At 68.6% G+C, this 16554-nt stretch carries 10 protein-coding genes and 1 pseudogene; 5 read left to right on the top strand and 6 right to left on the bottom strand.

Going from position 1 to position 16554, the window contains the following annotated elements:
- Window positions 1-98: 98 nt before the first annotated feature.
- On the top strand, window positions 99-2996 hold the full coding sequence (locus tag AC6F7H_RS26785) for a DEAD/DEAH box helicase (RefSeq protein WP_500759598.1): 2898 nt from the start codon (window positions 99-101) through the stop codon (window positions 2994-2996).
- A 25-nt stretch (window positions 2997-3021) separates the two neighbouring features.
- On the top strand, window positions 3022-8094 hold the full coding sequence (locus AC6F7H_RS26780; protein ID WP_500759597.1) for a class I SAM-dependent DNA methyltransferase: 5073 nt from the start codon (window positions 3022-3024) through the stop codon (window positions 8092-8094).
- 97 nt (window positions 8095-8191) lie between these two features.
- Here the strand turns inward: AC6F7H_RS26780 and AC6F7H_RS26775 are convergent, their stop codons facing one another.
- The 4 genes from AC6F7H_RS26775 to AC6F7H_RS26760 form a co-directional block, all read right to left on the bottom strand.
- Window positions 8192-8398, bottom strand: a complete 207-nt coding sequence (locus tag AC6F7H_RS26775; RefSeq protein ID WP_500759596.1) for a DUF397 domain-containing protein — start codon at window positions 8396-8398, stop codon at window positions 8192-8194.
- Window positions 8395-9213 (bottom strand): helix-turn-helix domain-containing protein, encoded by an 819-nt coding sequence (locus AC6F7H_RS26770; protein WP_500759595.1) that lies wholly within the window; start codon window positions 9211-9213, stop codon window positions 8395-8397. Before AC6F7H_RS26770 ends, AC6F7H_RS26775 begins: the two co-directional genes overlap by 4 nt.
- A 196-nt stretch (window positions 9214-9409) precedes the next feature.
- The gene (locus tag AC6F7H_RS26765; RefSeq protein WP_500759594.1) at window positions 9410-10630 is read right to left on the bottom strand and encodes a hypothetical protein; all 1221 of its coding nucleotides are present in this window, start codon (window positions 10628-10630) and stop codon (window positions 9410-9412) included.
- Window positions 10612-11469: a hypothetical protein gene (locus AC6F7H_RS26760; protein ID WP_500759592.1), complete on the bottom strand. Its 858-nt coding sequence runs from the start codon at window positions 11467-11469 to the stop codon at window positions 10612-10614. The genes AC6F7H_RS26765 and AC6F7H_RS26760 overlap by 19 nt, the downstream gene beginning before the upstream one ends.
- A gap of 656 nt (window positions 11470-12125) precedes the next feature.
- Between AC6F7H_RS26760 and AC6F7H_RS26755 the strand changes: the two genes are divergently transcribed.
- Together AC6F7H_RS26755 and AC6F7H_RS26750 are read left to right on the top strand one after the other, a co-directional pair.
- Window positions 12126-12317 (top strand): ATP-binding protein, encoded by a 192-nt coding sequence (locus AC6F7H_RS26755; RefSeq protein ID WP_500759590.1) that lies wholly within the window; start codon window positions 12126-12128, stop codon window positions 12315-12317.
- A gap of 111 nt (window positions 12318-12428) precedes the next feature.
- Window positions 12429-13304, top strand: a complete 876-nt coding sequence (locus AC6F7H_RS26750) for an AAA family ATPase (protein ID WP_500759589.1) — start codon at window positions 12429-12431, stop codon at window positions 13302-13304.
- A 17-nt stretch (window positions 13305-13321) separates the two neighbouring features.
- Here AC6F7H_RS26750 and AC6F7H_RS26745 read toward each other — a convergent pair whose 3' ends face one another.
- Window positions 13322-14530 carry an RNA-guided endonuclease InsQ/TnpB family protein gene (locus tag AC6F7H_RS26745; RefSeq protein ID WP_500759587.1) on the bottom strand — a complete coding sequence of 403 codons (1209 nt, stop codon included), beginning with the start codon at window positions 14528-14530 and terminating at the stop codon, window positions 13322-13324.
- Window positions 14531-14603: 73 nt separating this feature from the next.
- On the opposite strand from AC6F7H_RS26745, the pseudogene tnpA reads away from it, so the two are divergent.
- A pseudogene (gene tnpA, locus AC6F7H_RS26740) lies at window positions 14604-15001 on the top strand (IS200/IS605 family transposase).
- Window positions 15002-15556: 555 nt separating this feature from the next.
- On the opposite strand, the gene AC6F7H_RS26735 reads toward tnpA, so the two are convergent.
- The gene (locus AC6F7H_RS26735) at window positions 15557-16291 is read right to left on the bottom strand and encodes a translation initiation factor IF-2 (RefSeq protein ID WP_500759585.1); all 735 of its coding nucleotides are present in this window, start codon (window positions 16289-16291) and stop codon (window positions 15557-15559) included.
- Window positions 16292-16554 lie beyond the last annotated feature (263 nt).

Below are 16554 nucleotides of genomic sequence, written 5' to 3'. Positions count from 1 at the left end.
CCCGCCGGTCCGACGGTGACCCCACCGGTCACCCTCCACCCGTCGCCCGCTACGGGACGCATCCAGCCCACCGACGTGAACGCCCAGGAGGCACCCGCGTGACCGCCGACTTGAGTACCGCCCCCGCGACGCGCGGCGAGGACGCCCTGTTCCCGCCGGGCGCCCAGATCCTCGTACGGGACGAGGTGTGGCTGGTCCGCAACGCGACGCGGACCGAGCACGACGGCGCCCGGATCGAGGCGGTCGGCGCCTCGGACTTCGTGCGCGACCAGGAGGCGGTGTTCTTCACCGGGCTGGACCGGATCGAACTGCTCGACCCGAGGCGCACCCGCCTGGTGCGGGACGACTCGCCGAACTTCCGCCGCTCGCGCCTGTTCCTGGAGGCGGTCCTGCGCAAGACGCCGCTGCCGCAGGCCGAGCGCGGCCTCGCGCTCGCGGACTCCTTCCTCCTGGACTCCCTCCCCTACCAGCAGCGTCCCGCGCAACTCGCCCTGTCGGGCCGCAACCTGCGCCCCCGCCTGCTCATAGCGGACGTCGTCGGCCTCGGCAAGACCCTGGAGATCGGCCTCACCCTCGCCGAGCTGATCCGCCGCGGCCGGGGCGAGCGCATCCTCGTCGTCACCCCGCAGCACGTCCTGGAGCAGTTCCAGCACGAGCTGTGGACGCGGTTCGCGATCCCGCTGGTGCGTCTGGACTCGGTGGGCATCGAGCGGATCCAGCGGGAGATCCCCGCGGGCCGCAACCCGTTCACGTACTTCAAGCGCGTCATCGTCTCCATCGACACCCTGAAGAACACCGACCAGTACAAGCACCACCTGGAGCGCATCAACTGGGACGCGGTCGTCATCGACGAGTCGCACAACCTCATCAACAAGGGCTCCCTGCGCAACCAGTTGGCCCGCACGCTCGCCCCGCACACGGACGCCCTCCTGCTGGCCTCCGCGACCCCGCACAACGGCGACGCCCGCTCCTTCGCCGAGCTGATCTCGCTGCTCGACCCGGCCGCGATCCGCGACCCAGAGCACTACCGCGCCGAGGACATCAAGCACCTGTTCATCCGCCGCACCAAGGTCAGCCCCGAGGTGCGGGAGCAGATGAAGGGCCAGTGGGCGGACCGCGGCCCCTCCCGTTCGATCCGGGTGACGGCCACGCCCGCCGAGGAGAAGGTCTTCGAGGAGTTGGCCGCGGTCTGGCTGCCGTCCGACGGCTCCAAGTCGGTCAGCGACGTCCCCCTGTTCCCGTACACGCTGCTGAAGTCCTTCCTCTCCTCCCACGCGGCGCTGAAGGCCACGGTCGCCACGCGCGTCAAGACGCTGGAGAAGAAGGACGACCCGGAGTCGACGGCCGCCGAACGCGCTGCCCTGCACCGGCTCCTGGAGCTGGCCTCGGGCATGACGGAGGCGGACTCGGGCAAGTTCGGGGCCCTGCTGGAGCAGTTGCGGGAGATCGGCGTCGGGCCGAAGTCCGACACCCGGGTCGTGGTCTTCTCCGAGCGGGTGCAGACCCTGGAGTGGCTGGCGCGGGCCGTGCCGGGGGCCCTCGGCTTCAAGGGGAAGGCCGCCCAGGAGGCGGCCCGGGTCATGCACGGTGGCCTGTCCGACGAGCAGCAGATGCAGTGCGTGGAGGACTTCGGCCTCGCGGACACGCCCGTACGCATCCTGTTCACCGGCGACGTCGCCTCCGAGGGCGTCAACCTGCACCGCCAGTGCCACCAGCTCGTCCACTACGACGTGCCCTGGTCGCTCATCCGCATCGAGCAGCGCAACGGTCGCATCGACCGCTACGGGCAGGCGCACCAGCCGCAGTTCCGGGCGCTGATCCTCACCAGCTCCGTCGACGGCGCCAAGGACGACACCCTCGTCTCGGAGCGCCTGCTGGAGCGCGAGGCCCAGGCCCACCAGGCGCTGGGCACGGCGGAGGCGGTGTCGGGCCTGTACCGGGCGGAGGCCGAGGAGAAGTCCCTCATCCAGGACCTGCTGCGGGGCCGCACCGTGGACGAGTCCCTGGACGCCGACCGCGCCTCCGGCGCCGACGGCGACGACGCCGTGGACGACTTCCTCGCCGACTTCTTCGGCGCCGTGAACGACGAACCGGAGGACGACGCCGCCGGCGCTTCCGACGCGGGCGGCGGCGACGGCACCGGGACGGTGCCCAGGGCGCACGTGCCCCGGCTGTTCGCCTCCGCACGCGCGTTCCTCGACGAGGCGCTGCGCGAGGTCTACCCGGACGCCCACGACCGGCTCGACCTGTCCGCCGACCCCGAGACCGGCCTGCTCTCCTTCGTCCCGCCCTCCGACCTGGTCCACCGCCTCAAGGCGCTGCCCCCGGACTACGTCCGCGAGCAGGGCCTGCGGGACCGCCTGAAGGTCACCTTCAACCGTCGGCTCGCCGACAGCAGCCTGACGCGCGCCCGCGCCTCGGCGACGTCGAGCTGGCCCGACATCTCCCTGCTGACCGACCTGCACCCGGTCATGGAGTGGCTCACGGACAAGGTCCTGGTCCGCCTGGACCGCCAGGAGGCACCGGTGCTGACCGCCGACGTGTCCCGGCCCACCTACCTCGTCCAGGGCATCTACTCCAACGCGCTCGGCCGCCCGACCGTCGTCAAGTGGATGGCGGTCACCGCGGGCGGCGAGGTCGACGACGACATGGTGGCGGTGCTGCGCCGCGCCCAGGTCGGCCCGACGATGGCGAACCCGGGCCTCGACCACGACACCACCCGCCTCGCCGAGGCGATCCCCGGCGTCCTGGACACCGCGGAGGCGTTCCTGGAACGGCACCGCGAGGCGTGGGACGAACCGCTGCGGGCCCCGATCGAGGAGTACAAGGCCCGCCTGGGCTCGTGGGAGCAGCCGACGCTGACGGCGGGCGCCGGCTCCGCGCCCACCGCCACCCGCGACCGTCTCGCCTCCCTCGCGGACTCCCTCCTCACCACCGGCCGCCCGATGCTGCGCGTCCTCGCCGTCCTGGCCCCCGCCACCGCCCACGCCGCCTGACCGCATCACGCAGAGGTTCACGAAGATGACGTTCGACTCCCTGGTCAACCGCGGCGACTACTTCTCCGCGCACTACCTCGCCGAGGTCCTCCCCAAGGACCTCAAGTCCGGTCTGCTCGCCCAGTGGAAGCAGCACGAGGAGGACGCCGCCGGCGCCGAGCGCCCCGAGGGCGCCCTGCCGGTCACTCCGCGCGCGGGCCTGCGGGCGCTGCGCCGCCCCTACTTCGCGGCCCGCTCGTACTTCACGATGGACGAGGAGCACGCGGCGACCGGCGACGACGCCGTGACGTACGACGCCCCCGAGTGGCGCGACCGCGTCCGCGCCCTCAACGCGGAGGTGCTGCACGCCCTCGGCTTCGACGCCAAGCCGGGCACGCTCACCGTCGTCCGCGCCGACCAGTCCCACGAGGTGACGGTCGCCCACGCGGAGAAGGACCTCGTCGCCCTGCATTGCGGCTGGTCCGCCGAGCCCGACGACGCCCTGGACCCCGACGGCGCCGGACGCCTCCTGGACGAGCTGCGCCTGGACGGCCAGCACACCCTCACCACCGGTTCCAAGCTCGCCTCCTTCCTGTTCGCCTGCGAGGACGCCCCCCGCTACGTGCTGCTGCTGGTCGGCGGCGTCGTCGTCCTCGCCGACCGGGCGGCCTGGGGCGAGGGCCGCTACCTGGCGGTGTCGCTGGACACGGCACTGGAGCGCAACGACACCAAGGCGGGCGGCGAACTCGACACGGTGGCCGCCCTGTTCGGCGCCGACTCGCTGCGCACGCCGGAGGAGGGCGGCGAGAACCCCCTCGCCACGCTCATCGACAAGTCGACCAAGCACGCGGTGGGCGTCTCCAGCGAACTGCGCGACGGCCTGCGGCTGAGCGTCGAGCTGATCGCCAACGAGGTCCTGGACCGGATCCGCGAGGCCGGCGTCCGCCCGGAGGAGGTCAAGGAACTCCCCGAGCTGGGACGCCAGTTGACCCGCGAGTCGCTGCGCTACCTGTACCGGATCCTGTTCCTGCTGTACGCGGAGGCCCGCCCCGAACTGGGCATCCTGCCCTCGGATTACCCCGAGTACCAGATGGGCTACGGCCTCGACCGCCTCGGCGAGCTGATCGCCGAGCGCGATCTGGTCGACGAGAAGTCCCGCAAGGGCTTCTACCTGTACGAGTCGCTGGACCTGCTGTTCAGCAAGGTCCAGGAGGGCCACCGCCCGCGTCGCACCCACGGCGTGGACGCGGAGTCGTCGGAAGCCGTGACCGCGAAGACGTCGGAGGACGTCGGGCTGCGCTTCGAACCCCTGCACTCCAAGCTGTTCGAACCGGACGCGATCCGGCTGATCGGCCGGCACGCCGTCCCCGACCCTCGTGTCGACAGCGAGGCCGAGGCCGGTCCCGAGGGCGGGGAGCGCTTCATCGACACCCGCCTGCGCAACGAGACCCTGTACCGGGTGCTGCGCCTGCTGATGCTGACCCGCGGCAAGAAGCGCGAGCGCGGCGGCTTCATCTCCTACGCCCAGCTCGGCATCAACCAACTCGGCGCCGTGTACGAGGGCCTGATGTCCTACTCGGGCTTCGTCGCGGGCGAGGAGCTGTACGAGGTCGCGAAGCACGGCGACCCGAAGGACGGCTCCTGGCTGATCCCGTCGACCAAGGCCGACGAGTACCCCGACGAGGTGTTCGTCCGGCACTCGGACGCGGACACCGGTGAGGAGCGGCGCGTGCGGTACGCGCCGGGCGCGTTCGTGTACCGCCTTTCGGGCCGCGACCGCCAGACGTCGGCCTCGTACTACACGCCGGAATCCCTGACCCGGGTGACGGTCCAACTCGCCTTGCAGCACCGCCTGGACCAGGACGACACGGTCACCGAGGCGCGCGAGATGCTGGACTGGAAGATCTGCGAGCCGGCGCTCGGCTCGGGCGCGTTCCTCAACGAGGCGATCAACCAGGTCGCGGCGGAGTACCTGCGGCGCCGCCAGGACGAACTGGGCGTCGCCATCGACACGGAGAAGTACGCGGTCGAACTCCAGAAGGCCAAGGCGTACATCGCCCTGCACAACTCCTACGGCGTCGACCTCAACAACACGGCGGTGGAGCTGGCGGAGGTGTCGCTGTGGCTCAACACGATGCACCCGGGCATGGAGGCCCCGTGGTTCGGCCTGCACCTGCGGCGCGGCAACTCGCTGATCGGCGGTCGGCGTGAGGTGTACTCCGCCGAGCGCCTGAAAAAGGGCGGCTGGCTGGGGACGACACCGGAACGCTTCCCGCTGTCGGAGGCGCTGGCGGGTGCCTCGCTGCCCGAGGGCGCGGTGCACCACTTCCTCCTCCCGGCGAAGGAGTGGGGCGCGGTCGCGACCGAGAAGGAGGCCAAGGCCCTGGCCCCGGAGGAGTCGAAGGCGCTCGCGGCCTGGCGCAAGGCGATCACCAAGTCGCCCAACGCCACGCAGACCAAGCGGCTTCAGGGCCTGGCGCGGCGGGCGGAGTACCTGTGGGGGCTGGTCGTCCGCCGGCTGGAGATCTCCGAGCGGGAGATCTCGCGGCGGATCGACGTGTGGGGCGCGGAGGACGGCTGGCTGCGCTCGCCCGAGGTCGCGGTCCCGAGGGAGAAGGTCAAGGCCGACCTGGAAGCCGTCGACACTCCGTACTGGCGCCTGAAGACGCTGATGGACGCGTGGTGCGCGCTGTGGTTCTGGCCGGTGCAGGAGGCCGCGCTTCTGGACGGGTCGCATGCGTCGTACGCGCGAGCGGCGGAGGTCGCCTCGCAGTCGGCGGGGTGGACCGTTTCGGCGGTTCCCGCTCAGTCGGGCGCGCCCGCGCGGGAGACGTACGAGTCGGAGGACCTGTTCGGTGACGTCCAGGTCGTCGAGGTCAAGGCGAAGGGCGCGCGGGGCGGCAGCCGCAAGGAACAGATCCGGGGCGAGCGCCGCCCGGTGATCCCGCTGGCCTCGCTGGACGACTGGCTGGACTTCGCCGAGTCGCTGCTGGGCACGCAGGACGTGGCCGCGGACTCGCTGGTGGCCCAGTTCGACACGCTGGACGAACTGGAGCGGTACGAGGACGAGTTGCCCGAGTGGATGGGCATGGAGCGGTTCTACTCGCTGGGGTCGCGGTATCCATGGGCGGCGGTCGCTCGGGATGTGGCTGAGCGGCAGGGTTTCTTCCACTGGGAGTTGGAGTTCGGGCAGGCCTTCGGTGCGCGGGGCGGGTTCGATCTGCAGGTGGGGAATCCGCCTTGGGTGAGGCCGGAGTGGCGGGAAGACCAGGTATTGGCAGAGTTGGACCCCTGGTTCGCGCTTACGGCCAGGCCAACCACCGAAGAGAAGCGGCTACACAAGAGGGAGGCACTGGAGAACAAAGGAATCACTTTTTACTCGAGTGAATTGGCTACTAACATCGGCACCACTACGTGGCTACTCAGCCCGACTTCCTACCCTCTGTTGACCGGGACACAGCCTGACCTCTATCGCGCGTTCATGTGCAGGACCTGGCGCAACAGTGGACCATCAGGAATGGCCGGACTGATCCACCCGGACAGCCATTTCAGAGGAGGACGCGAAGCTAAACTTCGCGCTGCAACTTACCGACACCTTCGATTTCACGCTCATTTCTGGAATCAGCGGCACGCATTCCCTGACATCAAGGAGACCCGGCAGTTCTCCATCAACGTCTACGGCCTCGCCTCCACCATCTCTTTTCCCCACATCAGCTGGCTTTTCGATGCCAGCACCTTGGCCGAAACACTCACCCATGACGGAGAAGGAGAGCTCCCGGGAATCAAGCACAAAGGCGAGTGGGAAATTCGCCCACACCGCCAACGCATAATCGAAGTCGACTCCATACGGCTGCACAAATGGCTGCGCCTGTCAGGCAATTCGGACACACCAAGTAGCGAAGGGGCACTTCTCTACCCCGTAACAACCGCCGAAGAAGCAGCCGCGGAAGCCCTGGCGACCGCACCTCACCGCCTCGTCTCAAATTCTCCCCGGATCGCCAGCGGCTATCACGAATCGGGTGCCAAAAAAGAAGGCATCATCCGCTGGGCAGAAGCATCTCCACAGGACCTTGCTGAAGTAATCCTACAAGGGCCCCACTTGGGTATCGCCACCCCGTTCGAGAAGCAGCCGAATCACCCGCTACGCAACCACAACGATTATGAAGTTCAAGCTCTCCCCGACATGCCAGTGGGCACGATTCCGCGCACAAACTACATCCGCAACACCAGTAAAGAAGGCTATGTGTCGGCCCAGGATGTATGGAATGGTCGCCCTTATACGGACCATTTTCGCCTCGCTTGGCGAGTAATGATCCCCTTCGACACTGAGCGAAGCCTTTTTGCCGCCTTGATCCCTCCAGGCCCTGCGCATGTACATGCCGTTCACTCGATGGCACTCGCGGACAACCGCCTAACCACCCTCAATGCCGGTTTCTGGGCTACGCTACCTCTGGACTATCTACTGCGTATCACAGGTCGTTCCCATCTTCAGGTAGCCGAAGCTCACAAGATGCCCGCTCCCACTCCTGACCATCCACTGGCCCAGCCCCTCCTCCTCCGCACGCTCCGCTTGAATGCGCTGACCAGTGCCTACGCTCCGCTTTGGCATGAACTATTCCACCCCACTTGGCCACATTACGAAAATTGGGCCTACCCAAACTGGCCAAATATCAAGCCGCTGACCGAGCACCTTACTCATACGTGGGAGTACAACACTCCCTTGCGCACGGAATACGAACGTCGCGCCACCCTTGTCGAATTGGATGCTCTCGTATCCGTCTGGCTGGGCATCACCGCAGACCAGCTCGTAGCCATCTACAAGTCACGGTATTATATTTTGGCCCAACGCGAGTCGGAAACCTTCTTCGACGCAAATGGCCGCAAGATCACCGCGAACTACAATGCCTTCGGGTACGGCCAGACCAGACAGGACTACCTCGACCTCCTCGCCCACTTGGAGAACCCAGAGACCACTCCACCCCCGGCCGGCTACACCGCCCCCTTCTACAAGGCTGACCGCGAGGTCGAGATGCGCGCCGCGCACGCGCACTTCCAAGCTCGTTTGGACAAGGAGATCGCCGCCGGCCGCTGGACTCCGCCTGGGAGCCGTGAAGCCTGAGTGCCGCTCCGCATAGCGCAGGTCGGCGCTTCCTTGGGAGAAGCGCCGACCTGGCGAGCCACTATAGGCCCGCTCGACCGCCCCTGGAACGGCCAGCTCACATCGCGTCGAGCAGGGCCAACCACGCCACCGGCCCAACCGTCAGCACAGGCCCGCATTCCAGCGCCTGCTTCGAGTCACGCACCTGGACGGCAACGGTGTCGATGGCAACCTCGACGCACTCCCCGCCTTCCTCACTGCTGTAGCTGCTCTTGAACCAGCGCAGGCGGCTATCCGCTCCTGGCACTTCTTTGTCGATGCTCACAGCTCTCCCAACAACTTCTCGACGTACGCGAGTGATTCGCGAGGCGTCAGCGCCTGGGCACGCAACGTTCCGTACTTGGCTTCCAGAGCCCTTACCGATTCCCGATCACTGTGCACCCGGCTGACGTTCTGCACCTCCACGTACGCGATCCTGCGCTCTCCCTTCGTCTCGATCAAGGTGAACGGACCGGCCATCCCTGCGTTCTCATCACGGTCCAGCGGCATGACCTGTACCTCAACGTGCCGCATGTGGCTGACGAGCAACACCTGCTCCAACTGCCCCCGTAGCACGTCACGTCCGCCAATGGGACGGCGCAGCACAGACTCATCGATGACGAAGCTCATCAGCGGGTGTGGCGTGCGGTGAAAGATCTCCTGTCGTGCCAGCCTCGCGGCAACCCGCTCGTTGACGATCGCATCATCCAGCGGGGGCCGCAGGACCCCGAACACCGCCCGTGCGTACTCCTCCGTCTGCAACAACCCCGGCACAGCCTGGTTGGCATACACATGCAGCTCAACCGCCTCCGCCTCCAGCTTCGCCGCATCCCGGAAGAAGGCGGGGTACCGGGCCCTGGCCACCTCCTCCTTCATCACCGTCAGCAGGCCGCCGGCCTCCAGCACCGCGTCCGCACGCTCGATGAACTCCGGTTTCGGGATGCGTCGCCCCAGTTCCACCGAGGCGACCATGTCCTCGCCGTAACTGAGCTTCGCACCCAACTCCGCCCGCGTCAGCCCCCTGCTCGTCCGCAGCAGCCGCAACTGCTGCCCGAAACACCGCAGGATGCCCGTCTCGCCCTCACTGCCCTGAGCCGTCACCGGTGACCTCACCTCACCCACCCGCACAGAGGCGCCCGCCCCGCGTCCCGCCGCAGGCACCCGACCGTCACTCCTGGCTCACTCTAGGGACACGCATCGTGGCCTGCGCACCGCTTCTGCCCGCTTCCCCCGTACCGGGGACAAGCGCCCGCCCTCCCCCGTACAGCACCCACCTGTACACACGCACCCATGCGCTTCACCGCCACTCCAGGAACACCGTGTCGTTGGTCAAGGAATCAGCGGAGACAGGAATCGCGGCCCCTTCTCCCGAGGTCGACACCACCCGGAAGTCGCCCAGGCCCACCGGCTGCCCCGAGCGGTCGTTGGGCGAGTGAACGGAGGCGATGAACTTCTCACCGTCCGCCGACACCACCATCCCCTCGGCGACCCTCCCGTCGTCCTCGCGGACCACGGCGACGGCGTTCCCCTCGGGACGACCGCTACGAGCATCCACGGTCCGGAAGTTGGCGGACTGGGTGCGGCACAGCACCCGTTCGTCGCCGACCCAGCCGACGATACCGACGCACCCACTGAGCAGGGTGGCGGAGCGGCCCGATGCCGCGGTGAGCGGTCCCGAGGTGTCCAGGGTGTGGAAGACGTGCCCGTAGATCTTCGGCGCGGTCGCGGTGAGGCGACGGCCGTCGGGAGCGAGGTGCACCATGTTGGCCTGGACGGCACGCGGGGACTTCCCGGTGACGGTCAGGGGGAGGTCGTGCCCGATCGCCGGGCCCTCGTCCGACAGCCGGTGATCCCCCTCCGTGGATCGCGAACCGATCCTGCGCTCACCGTCGCCGGTGATGTACGTGAACCAGACGCTCCGCCCGTCGGGTGCCATCACGGCGTTCTGCTCGTCGTCGCCCTGCGCGTCGCTCAGGCTCACGAAGTCGTCGGCATTGCCGCCGCTCTCCACGTAGCCGGCGTGCGTCGTCCTCCCGTCCGGGTCCCGGAGCACCACCGCCATGCGCGTGTACGCGAGGTCGAACAGGGCACGGACCCGGGGAGTCACGTACTCCAGATCGTCCACGGCGTAAGGCGACGGACTGTCCGAACTCACTCCGCAGAGGTCCACGAGAGGGCTGTGGACATCCTTGACGTCCGGGTAGTTGCTGAACGCGGCGTCGACGGGGATGAAGAAGTTCCGGGTCTCGCGCAGCTCCCACCGCTCGGGATCCCAGGCCTGCACGTTGACCCCGGCGTAACGCGCACCCATGCTGCACGTCGCGGTGACGACCGTGCCCTCGCGGGTGAACGGGTTGTCCGGAAGGGTGTAACCGCGGTTGCCCCAGTAGGGCGCCGAGGGACCCGGCTCCGGCCCTTCCTCCTCCTCGGACTGCGAGGAGCCGCACCCCTGGACGCACAGGACGGCCAGCACAGCGACCAGGACCGCCACCTTGCCCGTCAGAGCAACCCGTAACAATGCTTCTCCTCGGGCTTGTCGTGACACGACGTCCAGGGCATGGACCCGAAGATCCAACTCTGCCGGGGATCCTCAGGGACGGACTCCGTGCGGATGCGGAGCGGCTCGCCCTTGTCGTCCTTCAGTTGGATCCACCGCCCTTCCGGCCGATGGGTGTCGTTGTAGTGGACCTGGACGCCCCACTCGCACGACTGTCCAGGCGGCGCGATCACCTCCGCCCGGAGCCCGCCCGACGACTGACCGTTGCCGACCTCGACGAAGCGGTTGTCGAAATAGGGCTCGCCCTGTCCCTCGGTGTCGTCGGTCAGCACCGGTTCGTCGGCGCGGGGCGGAAGGTGCAGCCGGATTCCCTCGTAGGCGACTCCGCCCTGCGGTGGAAGACCGACGACAGCCTGCGCAGTGCTCTCCCGGCACGTCAGGTCGGTGACCTTCCAGTCGTTGATGGTCACCGCGTACTGGCGCGTGCTCAACACGGTCATCTTGAACGTGTCCGAGAACTCCATGCGTCCACTGGAGGTCTGCTCCTCCAGGTACCGCTGCGGAGCGTGCTCCAGCAACGGCGCGTAGGCGAGCGGGTGGCCTCCCAGCGACTTCAGGTAGGAGAAGACTGCCGAACTGCCCTTCAAGGACTTCATTTTCCGGACTTCGTCGTCGGTCAGTGTCCGGTCGAGCACCATCGCCCACTCACGGGACTCACTCTGCTCGGGTTGCACGGACACCGTGAAGGGCGGCTGGGAGGCGTCGTACGCCTTGTTGGAGTCGTTCTCCTTGGTGACGCTCGGCCCGATCATGGCGTAAGCCAGCAGCGCCCCGCCCAGACCTCCCAGCACAGCGCTCACCGCCGCCACCGTCAACCACAGCCTCCTCTTGCGCCGGGAGGCTCCCGCGGGCACGCCGAGCACTTCGGGAAGGACCGTCCGCAGACCGTCGTCGGCCCCGCTGCCCGCGCCGGGGGAAGCCGGGGGCGGCACGTCCGGGGGTCGCGTCGGCGGGGGCGGCACGGGGGCGGGCGGTGAGGTACCGTCCGGGGTCCCGCTCTGCCCTGCCGGTCCCGGAGTGGTGCTTCCCCCGCTGCTCCCGGCGGTGTTCGGCCGGGGTTCCGGTGTCCCGCCCGCTGGCGCGGTCGCCGTCATGCCGTCCCCTCACGACGTGATCCGTGGTTCCGGCTCGGCGGACCGACCCGGAGTCCGTACAGAACCCCTTCCCACCGGGCATCGACTCTCACCACCCACCATAGGGACAACATCCCTACCTGTCCGCAGAGTTGACATCACTCCGTCCCCCTGCCCCACACCGGGCGCGCCCCACCTCACGTACAGCACACTCCCGTACAGGCGTCGTTGCTGGTGAGACGCCCGCCGCAGCCATCACGCTGACGGCATGCACAGTTCCTCCCCCCAGCGGCACCGGCTGCTCTCCCCCGCTCCCACGCCGCCCACCGAGTTCGCCATGGCCTTCACCGCGACCCTGCGAGGCGGACGGCGGGCGGCTGCGCGTGGAGGTCTCCGACACTCACGCGGAACGCCGGCCCGCCGTCACCACCCCCGCCGACCCCGACGCCGAGTCCGGCTGCGGCCTCCTCCTCGTCACCGCCCTGGCCGACGACTGGGGCGTCACCGACCGTCGTCACGGTCCCGGCAAGACGGTGTGGGCGTCCCTGAGTGCGTGTCGGCCCCCGGCGGAATGACCGCACCGAATGCGCGGCCCGATGTCAGCCGTCCCGGATACGCTGAGCCACGATGTTCCGCGCGCGGAAGACAACCGACCGCGCGCGGAAGCCAGACCTGACGGAGGGCCGATGCTGACCCGATTGGAGGTCCACGGGTTCAAGAACCTGCTGGACCTGTCCATCGACTTCGGACCGGTCACCTGTATCGCGGGGGAGAACGGGACCGGCAAGTCGAACGTGTTCGACGCGATCCAGTTCCTGTCCCTCCTTGCCGACCGCTCCATGATGGAGGCCGCACAGGAGGTCCGTGGGGTGCACGGCGAGCGCCACGGCGACCCGAGGGACCTTTTCTGGAAGGGATACCGGTCCGGACAGCATCGCATGCGCTTCGCTGCCGAGATGATCGTCCCGCCGGTGATCGAGGACGACTTCGGGCGGGTGGCCAAACCGACGACCTCCTTCCTGCGCTACGAGCTGGAGATCGGTTATCAGGAGCCCTCCGGGCTCGACCGCTTCGGCCGGTTGACGCTGCTTCGCGAGAACCTGCAACACATCACCAAGGGAGCAGCCAAGAACCACCTCCGTTTTCCCCACAGCGCCGGCCGCTTCCGCAACGAGGTCATCATCGGGCACCGCAGCGGTGCGCCCTACATCTCGACCGACACGGACGCGTCGTCCGGCGAACCCATCGTCAAGATCCACCAGGACGGCGGCAGTCGTGGTCAGCCCAAACCCGCAGCGGCCTCGCGTGCCCCGGCCACGGTCGTCTCGACCATCACGTCCAGCGACGACCCGACGATCCTCGCTGCTCGGCGGGAGATGGAGTCGTGGCGCAGGCTCGCGCTCGAGCCCTCCGCTTTGCGCAGCGCGGACCGTTACATGGACCCGCAGAACATGGACATCGACGGTTCACACCTGCCCGCCGCCCTCTACCGGGTCGCGCACACCTTGCCCGAGGCGGATCCCGACCAGGTGTACGCGCGATTGACATCCTCGCCCCCGTGAGCGGGGGCGATTCCCGCCTACCGTGCCGTGGAAGGCTGCGGTGTCGGGTGGGTTCCCGCTTCGCTGCGCGGTGCCGGGACGAGTCCCGGTCTTACCCGCGCTCCACGGGCTGACACGGCCAGTCCGGCCGCCTTGGCGACGTTGACCGCCGCGTTGATGTCCCGGTCCAGGACGGCCCCGCACGCCCCGCAGGTCCACACGCGAACGTGCAGAGGCTTGGGGCCGTCCTTCACGCCGCACATGCAGCACACCTGACTGGTGGGCTCGAAGCGGCCGATCCGGACGAAGACGCGCCCGTACCGGGCGGCCTTGTACTCCAGCATGGCCACGAATGCCGACCATCCGGCGTCGTGCACGGACTTGGCCAGGCGCGTGCGGGCGAGTCCCTTCACCGCCAGGTCCTCCACGGCGACCGCTTGGTTCTCGCGGATCAGCTTCGTGGAGAGCCGGTGGTGGAACTCGCGGCGCGCGTCCGCGACACGGGCGTGCGCCCGGGCGACGCGGAACCTGGCCTTGTCCCGGTTCTTGCTGCCCTTCTCCTTGCGGGAGAGGGCGCGTTGCGCCTTCTTCAGTTGTTTCTCGGCCCGGCGCAAGAAGCGCGGGCTGTCGATCTTCGTGCCGTCGGAGAGGACGGCGAAGTGCCCGAGGCCGAGGTCGATGCCCAGCTCGGGCGTCGTCTCCGGCAGCACCTCTTGCGGACCGGTCTCCACGACGAAAGACGCGAAGTACCGGCCCGCGCTGTCCTTCATCACCGTCACCGTGGACGGCGTCGACGGCAGCGTGCGCGACCACCTCACCTTGAGGTCGCCGATCTTCGGCAGGCGCAGCTTCTGCCCCGGGGTGATGGAGCAGCGGGCGTTCGCGGTGAAGCGCACCGTCTGCCGGGTGTCTTTCCGCGACTTGTATTGGGGCGCACCCATGCGCGGGCGCTTGCCCTTCAGGCCGTCGAAGAAGTTCTTGTACGCGGCGTCCAGGTCGCGGAGGGACTGCTGGAGGACCACCGCCGACACCTCGCCGAGCCACGTCCGTTCCGGCGTGTGCTTCGCCTTGGTGATCAGCGTCTTGGACAGGTCTCCGGTCTTCGGGAACGGCAGCCCTTCGCTGCGGGCGGTCTCCCGAGCGCGAAGCGCGTCGTTGTAGACCACCCGCGCGCACCCGAACGCCCTCGCCAGCGCCGTGCGCTGACCGGCGCTCGGGTACAGGCGGAAGCTGTACCGAAGCTGCACGCGGATCACGATACGCAATTGGTTTAGGGGTATCGATGAGAACATTCGTACTGGTCGTCACTGCGTCTTCCGCATGCATGTCCACTTGGTTTTCGTGACGAAGTACCGGCATTCCGTCTTCACCGGCCGGCACCTGACGCGCTGCGAGGAGATCATGCGGGCCGTGTGCGAGGACTTCGAAGCCGAGCTGGTGGAGTTCAACGGCGAGGCCAACCACGTCCACCTGCTCGTGAACTTCCCGCCGAAGGTCGCCGTGTCCAGGCTGGTGAACTCCCTAAAGGGCGTGTCCTCGCGCCGTCTGCGGCTGGGGGCACCTCCCGGCCGAAGGCCGGGGGCGAGTTCCCCGACCTCGTCCGGCACTACTGGCGGGCGCAACGCCTGTGGTCCGGCTCGTACTTCGCCGGGTCGGTCGGCGGCGCGCCGCTCAGCGTCGTGAAGCAGTACATCGAGCAGCAGAACCGGCCGCTCTGACGCCGGCTGAGGCGAACAGTGCGGATCCGTGCACACATCTGAGGTCAGAGCGGGCCAAAGATTCGCTTCACCACCGGGCTGAAGCCCGGTGCACTGCGAATAGACCCGGTAGCCCTGCCACCAACACCGGCGACCCCTCCGACGGCGCGGTCCTCGGCGCCGACGTGATCCACGGCTGAAACACCCGGTTCGTCGCCCAGCTCGCCGCGCCACGCGCTCAGCACGTCGGCCTCACCCGCGAAGGCATCACAGAGCACCTGTTCCTCGACGTCGACACCGGCGCCTGGGCAGTGCTCCGAGAGGACAGCGGTCGGTGGACGGTCCGGCAGAGCGGGCCGTCCCGCCTCTGGGACGTCATCGAGGCGCACATCAGCCGGTGGCGCGGCGCCGGGGCTCCGCCGTTGGAGGAGTTCGAGATCCCCCTCACTTCCGACCAGCCGGCGATCACCTGGCCGGGCCGCTGACCTGTGCCTGACGCATGCGCTCCGCCTCACCAGCACTACAGGGCGGAGCGCTTCGCTCTGAGCGGCTCTTCGCCGGAGCCAGGCACCCCGTTCAGTGCGGTGGCGGTTGCGGGTCCAGGGCGTTGCCGGTGGTGCAGCCGCCCTCTCCGGGCATCCGCTGGATCCGGGGCGGCACCCACACCTCGGTGGCGCCGGGGCCCACGCGGGCAAGAAGGCAGTCCTGCGCGTCGAAGCCGTTGCCCTTCACCGACAGGAGAACGCCGACCCGACCGCCGTCCGTCTTCGTCTCGGTACGGATCGCCGGATGCAGGTCCAGGGCGTCGAGCGTACGGCGCACCTCGGCCTCGTCCACCCGGCCTCCCTCCGGCACCCGGGGAAGTGTCGCGCGAAGCTCCTCGTACGGCAGCCGGGGCGGTTCGGGTGGCGGGGCGAAGGTCAGCGGAGGGCCATCCGGGCAGTCCACGTCACGGGGATCCTCACCCCACTCCGACTTGGGCGACACCCGCACCGCGAAACAGCGCCGCACGGCGACCTCCTCAGGGTCGAGCCATCCGTTGTACGCCGAGCCGGACGTGCGGACGACCACGTCGACGCCGTCCCCGTCGTGTGTCGAGGTACCCGTCACCCGCAGTACCTCCACCCCGTCGATACCGGAAGCGGAACGCCCTACCTCCTCCGCCGTGCGCGGACGCTGGCCGTAGAGCCGCTCGCCCGCCTTCCTGGCCACCTCCCGTGCGGCGTCCGTCGCCTCGTCTTCGGAGGACTGCACCACCCCGCAGCCTACGGTGAGCAGCAACAACGGGACGAGCAGCAGCAGTCGGCGCATACGTCCACCCTTCCGGCGCCGCGCGCGGCGGGCAACCACTCGCGTACTCAGACCGGCGTAGGTGATCGTACTCAGCCGGTTGAAAACGTCCCGGACACCTACGATCCGCCCGGCACCCTCAGTGGAATGCGGAACGGGCGCCGCCGGAAAAGCGCCATCAAGCACCGTCCGTACAACGCCCGCACCCGCCGCGTACGAAGGGGTCGCGTCGGCGCGTCACCGCTGGTCACGCCGGGCCACGGAACGCGACCGTGAGCGCAACA

The organism is Streptomyces sp. MMS24-W38 (genome assembly GCF_059889265.1).
The sequence above is the reverse complement of the archived record's forward strand: the minus strand, read 5'-3'. Positions and strand labels throughout refer to the sequence as shown.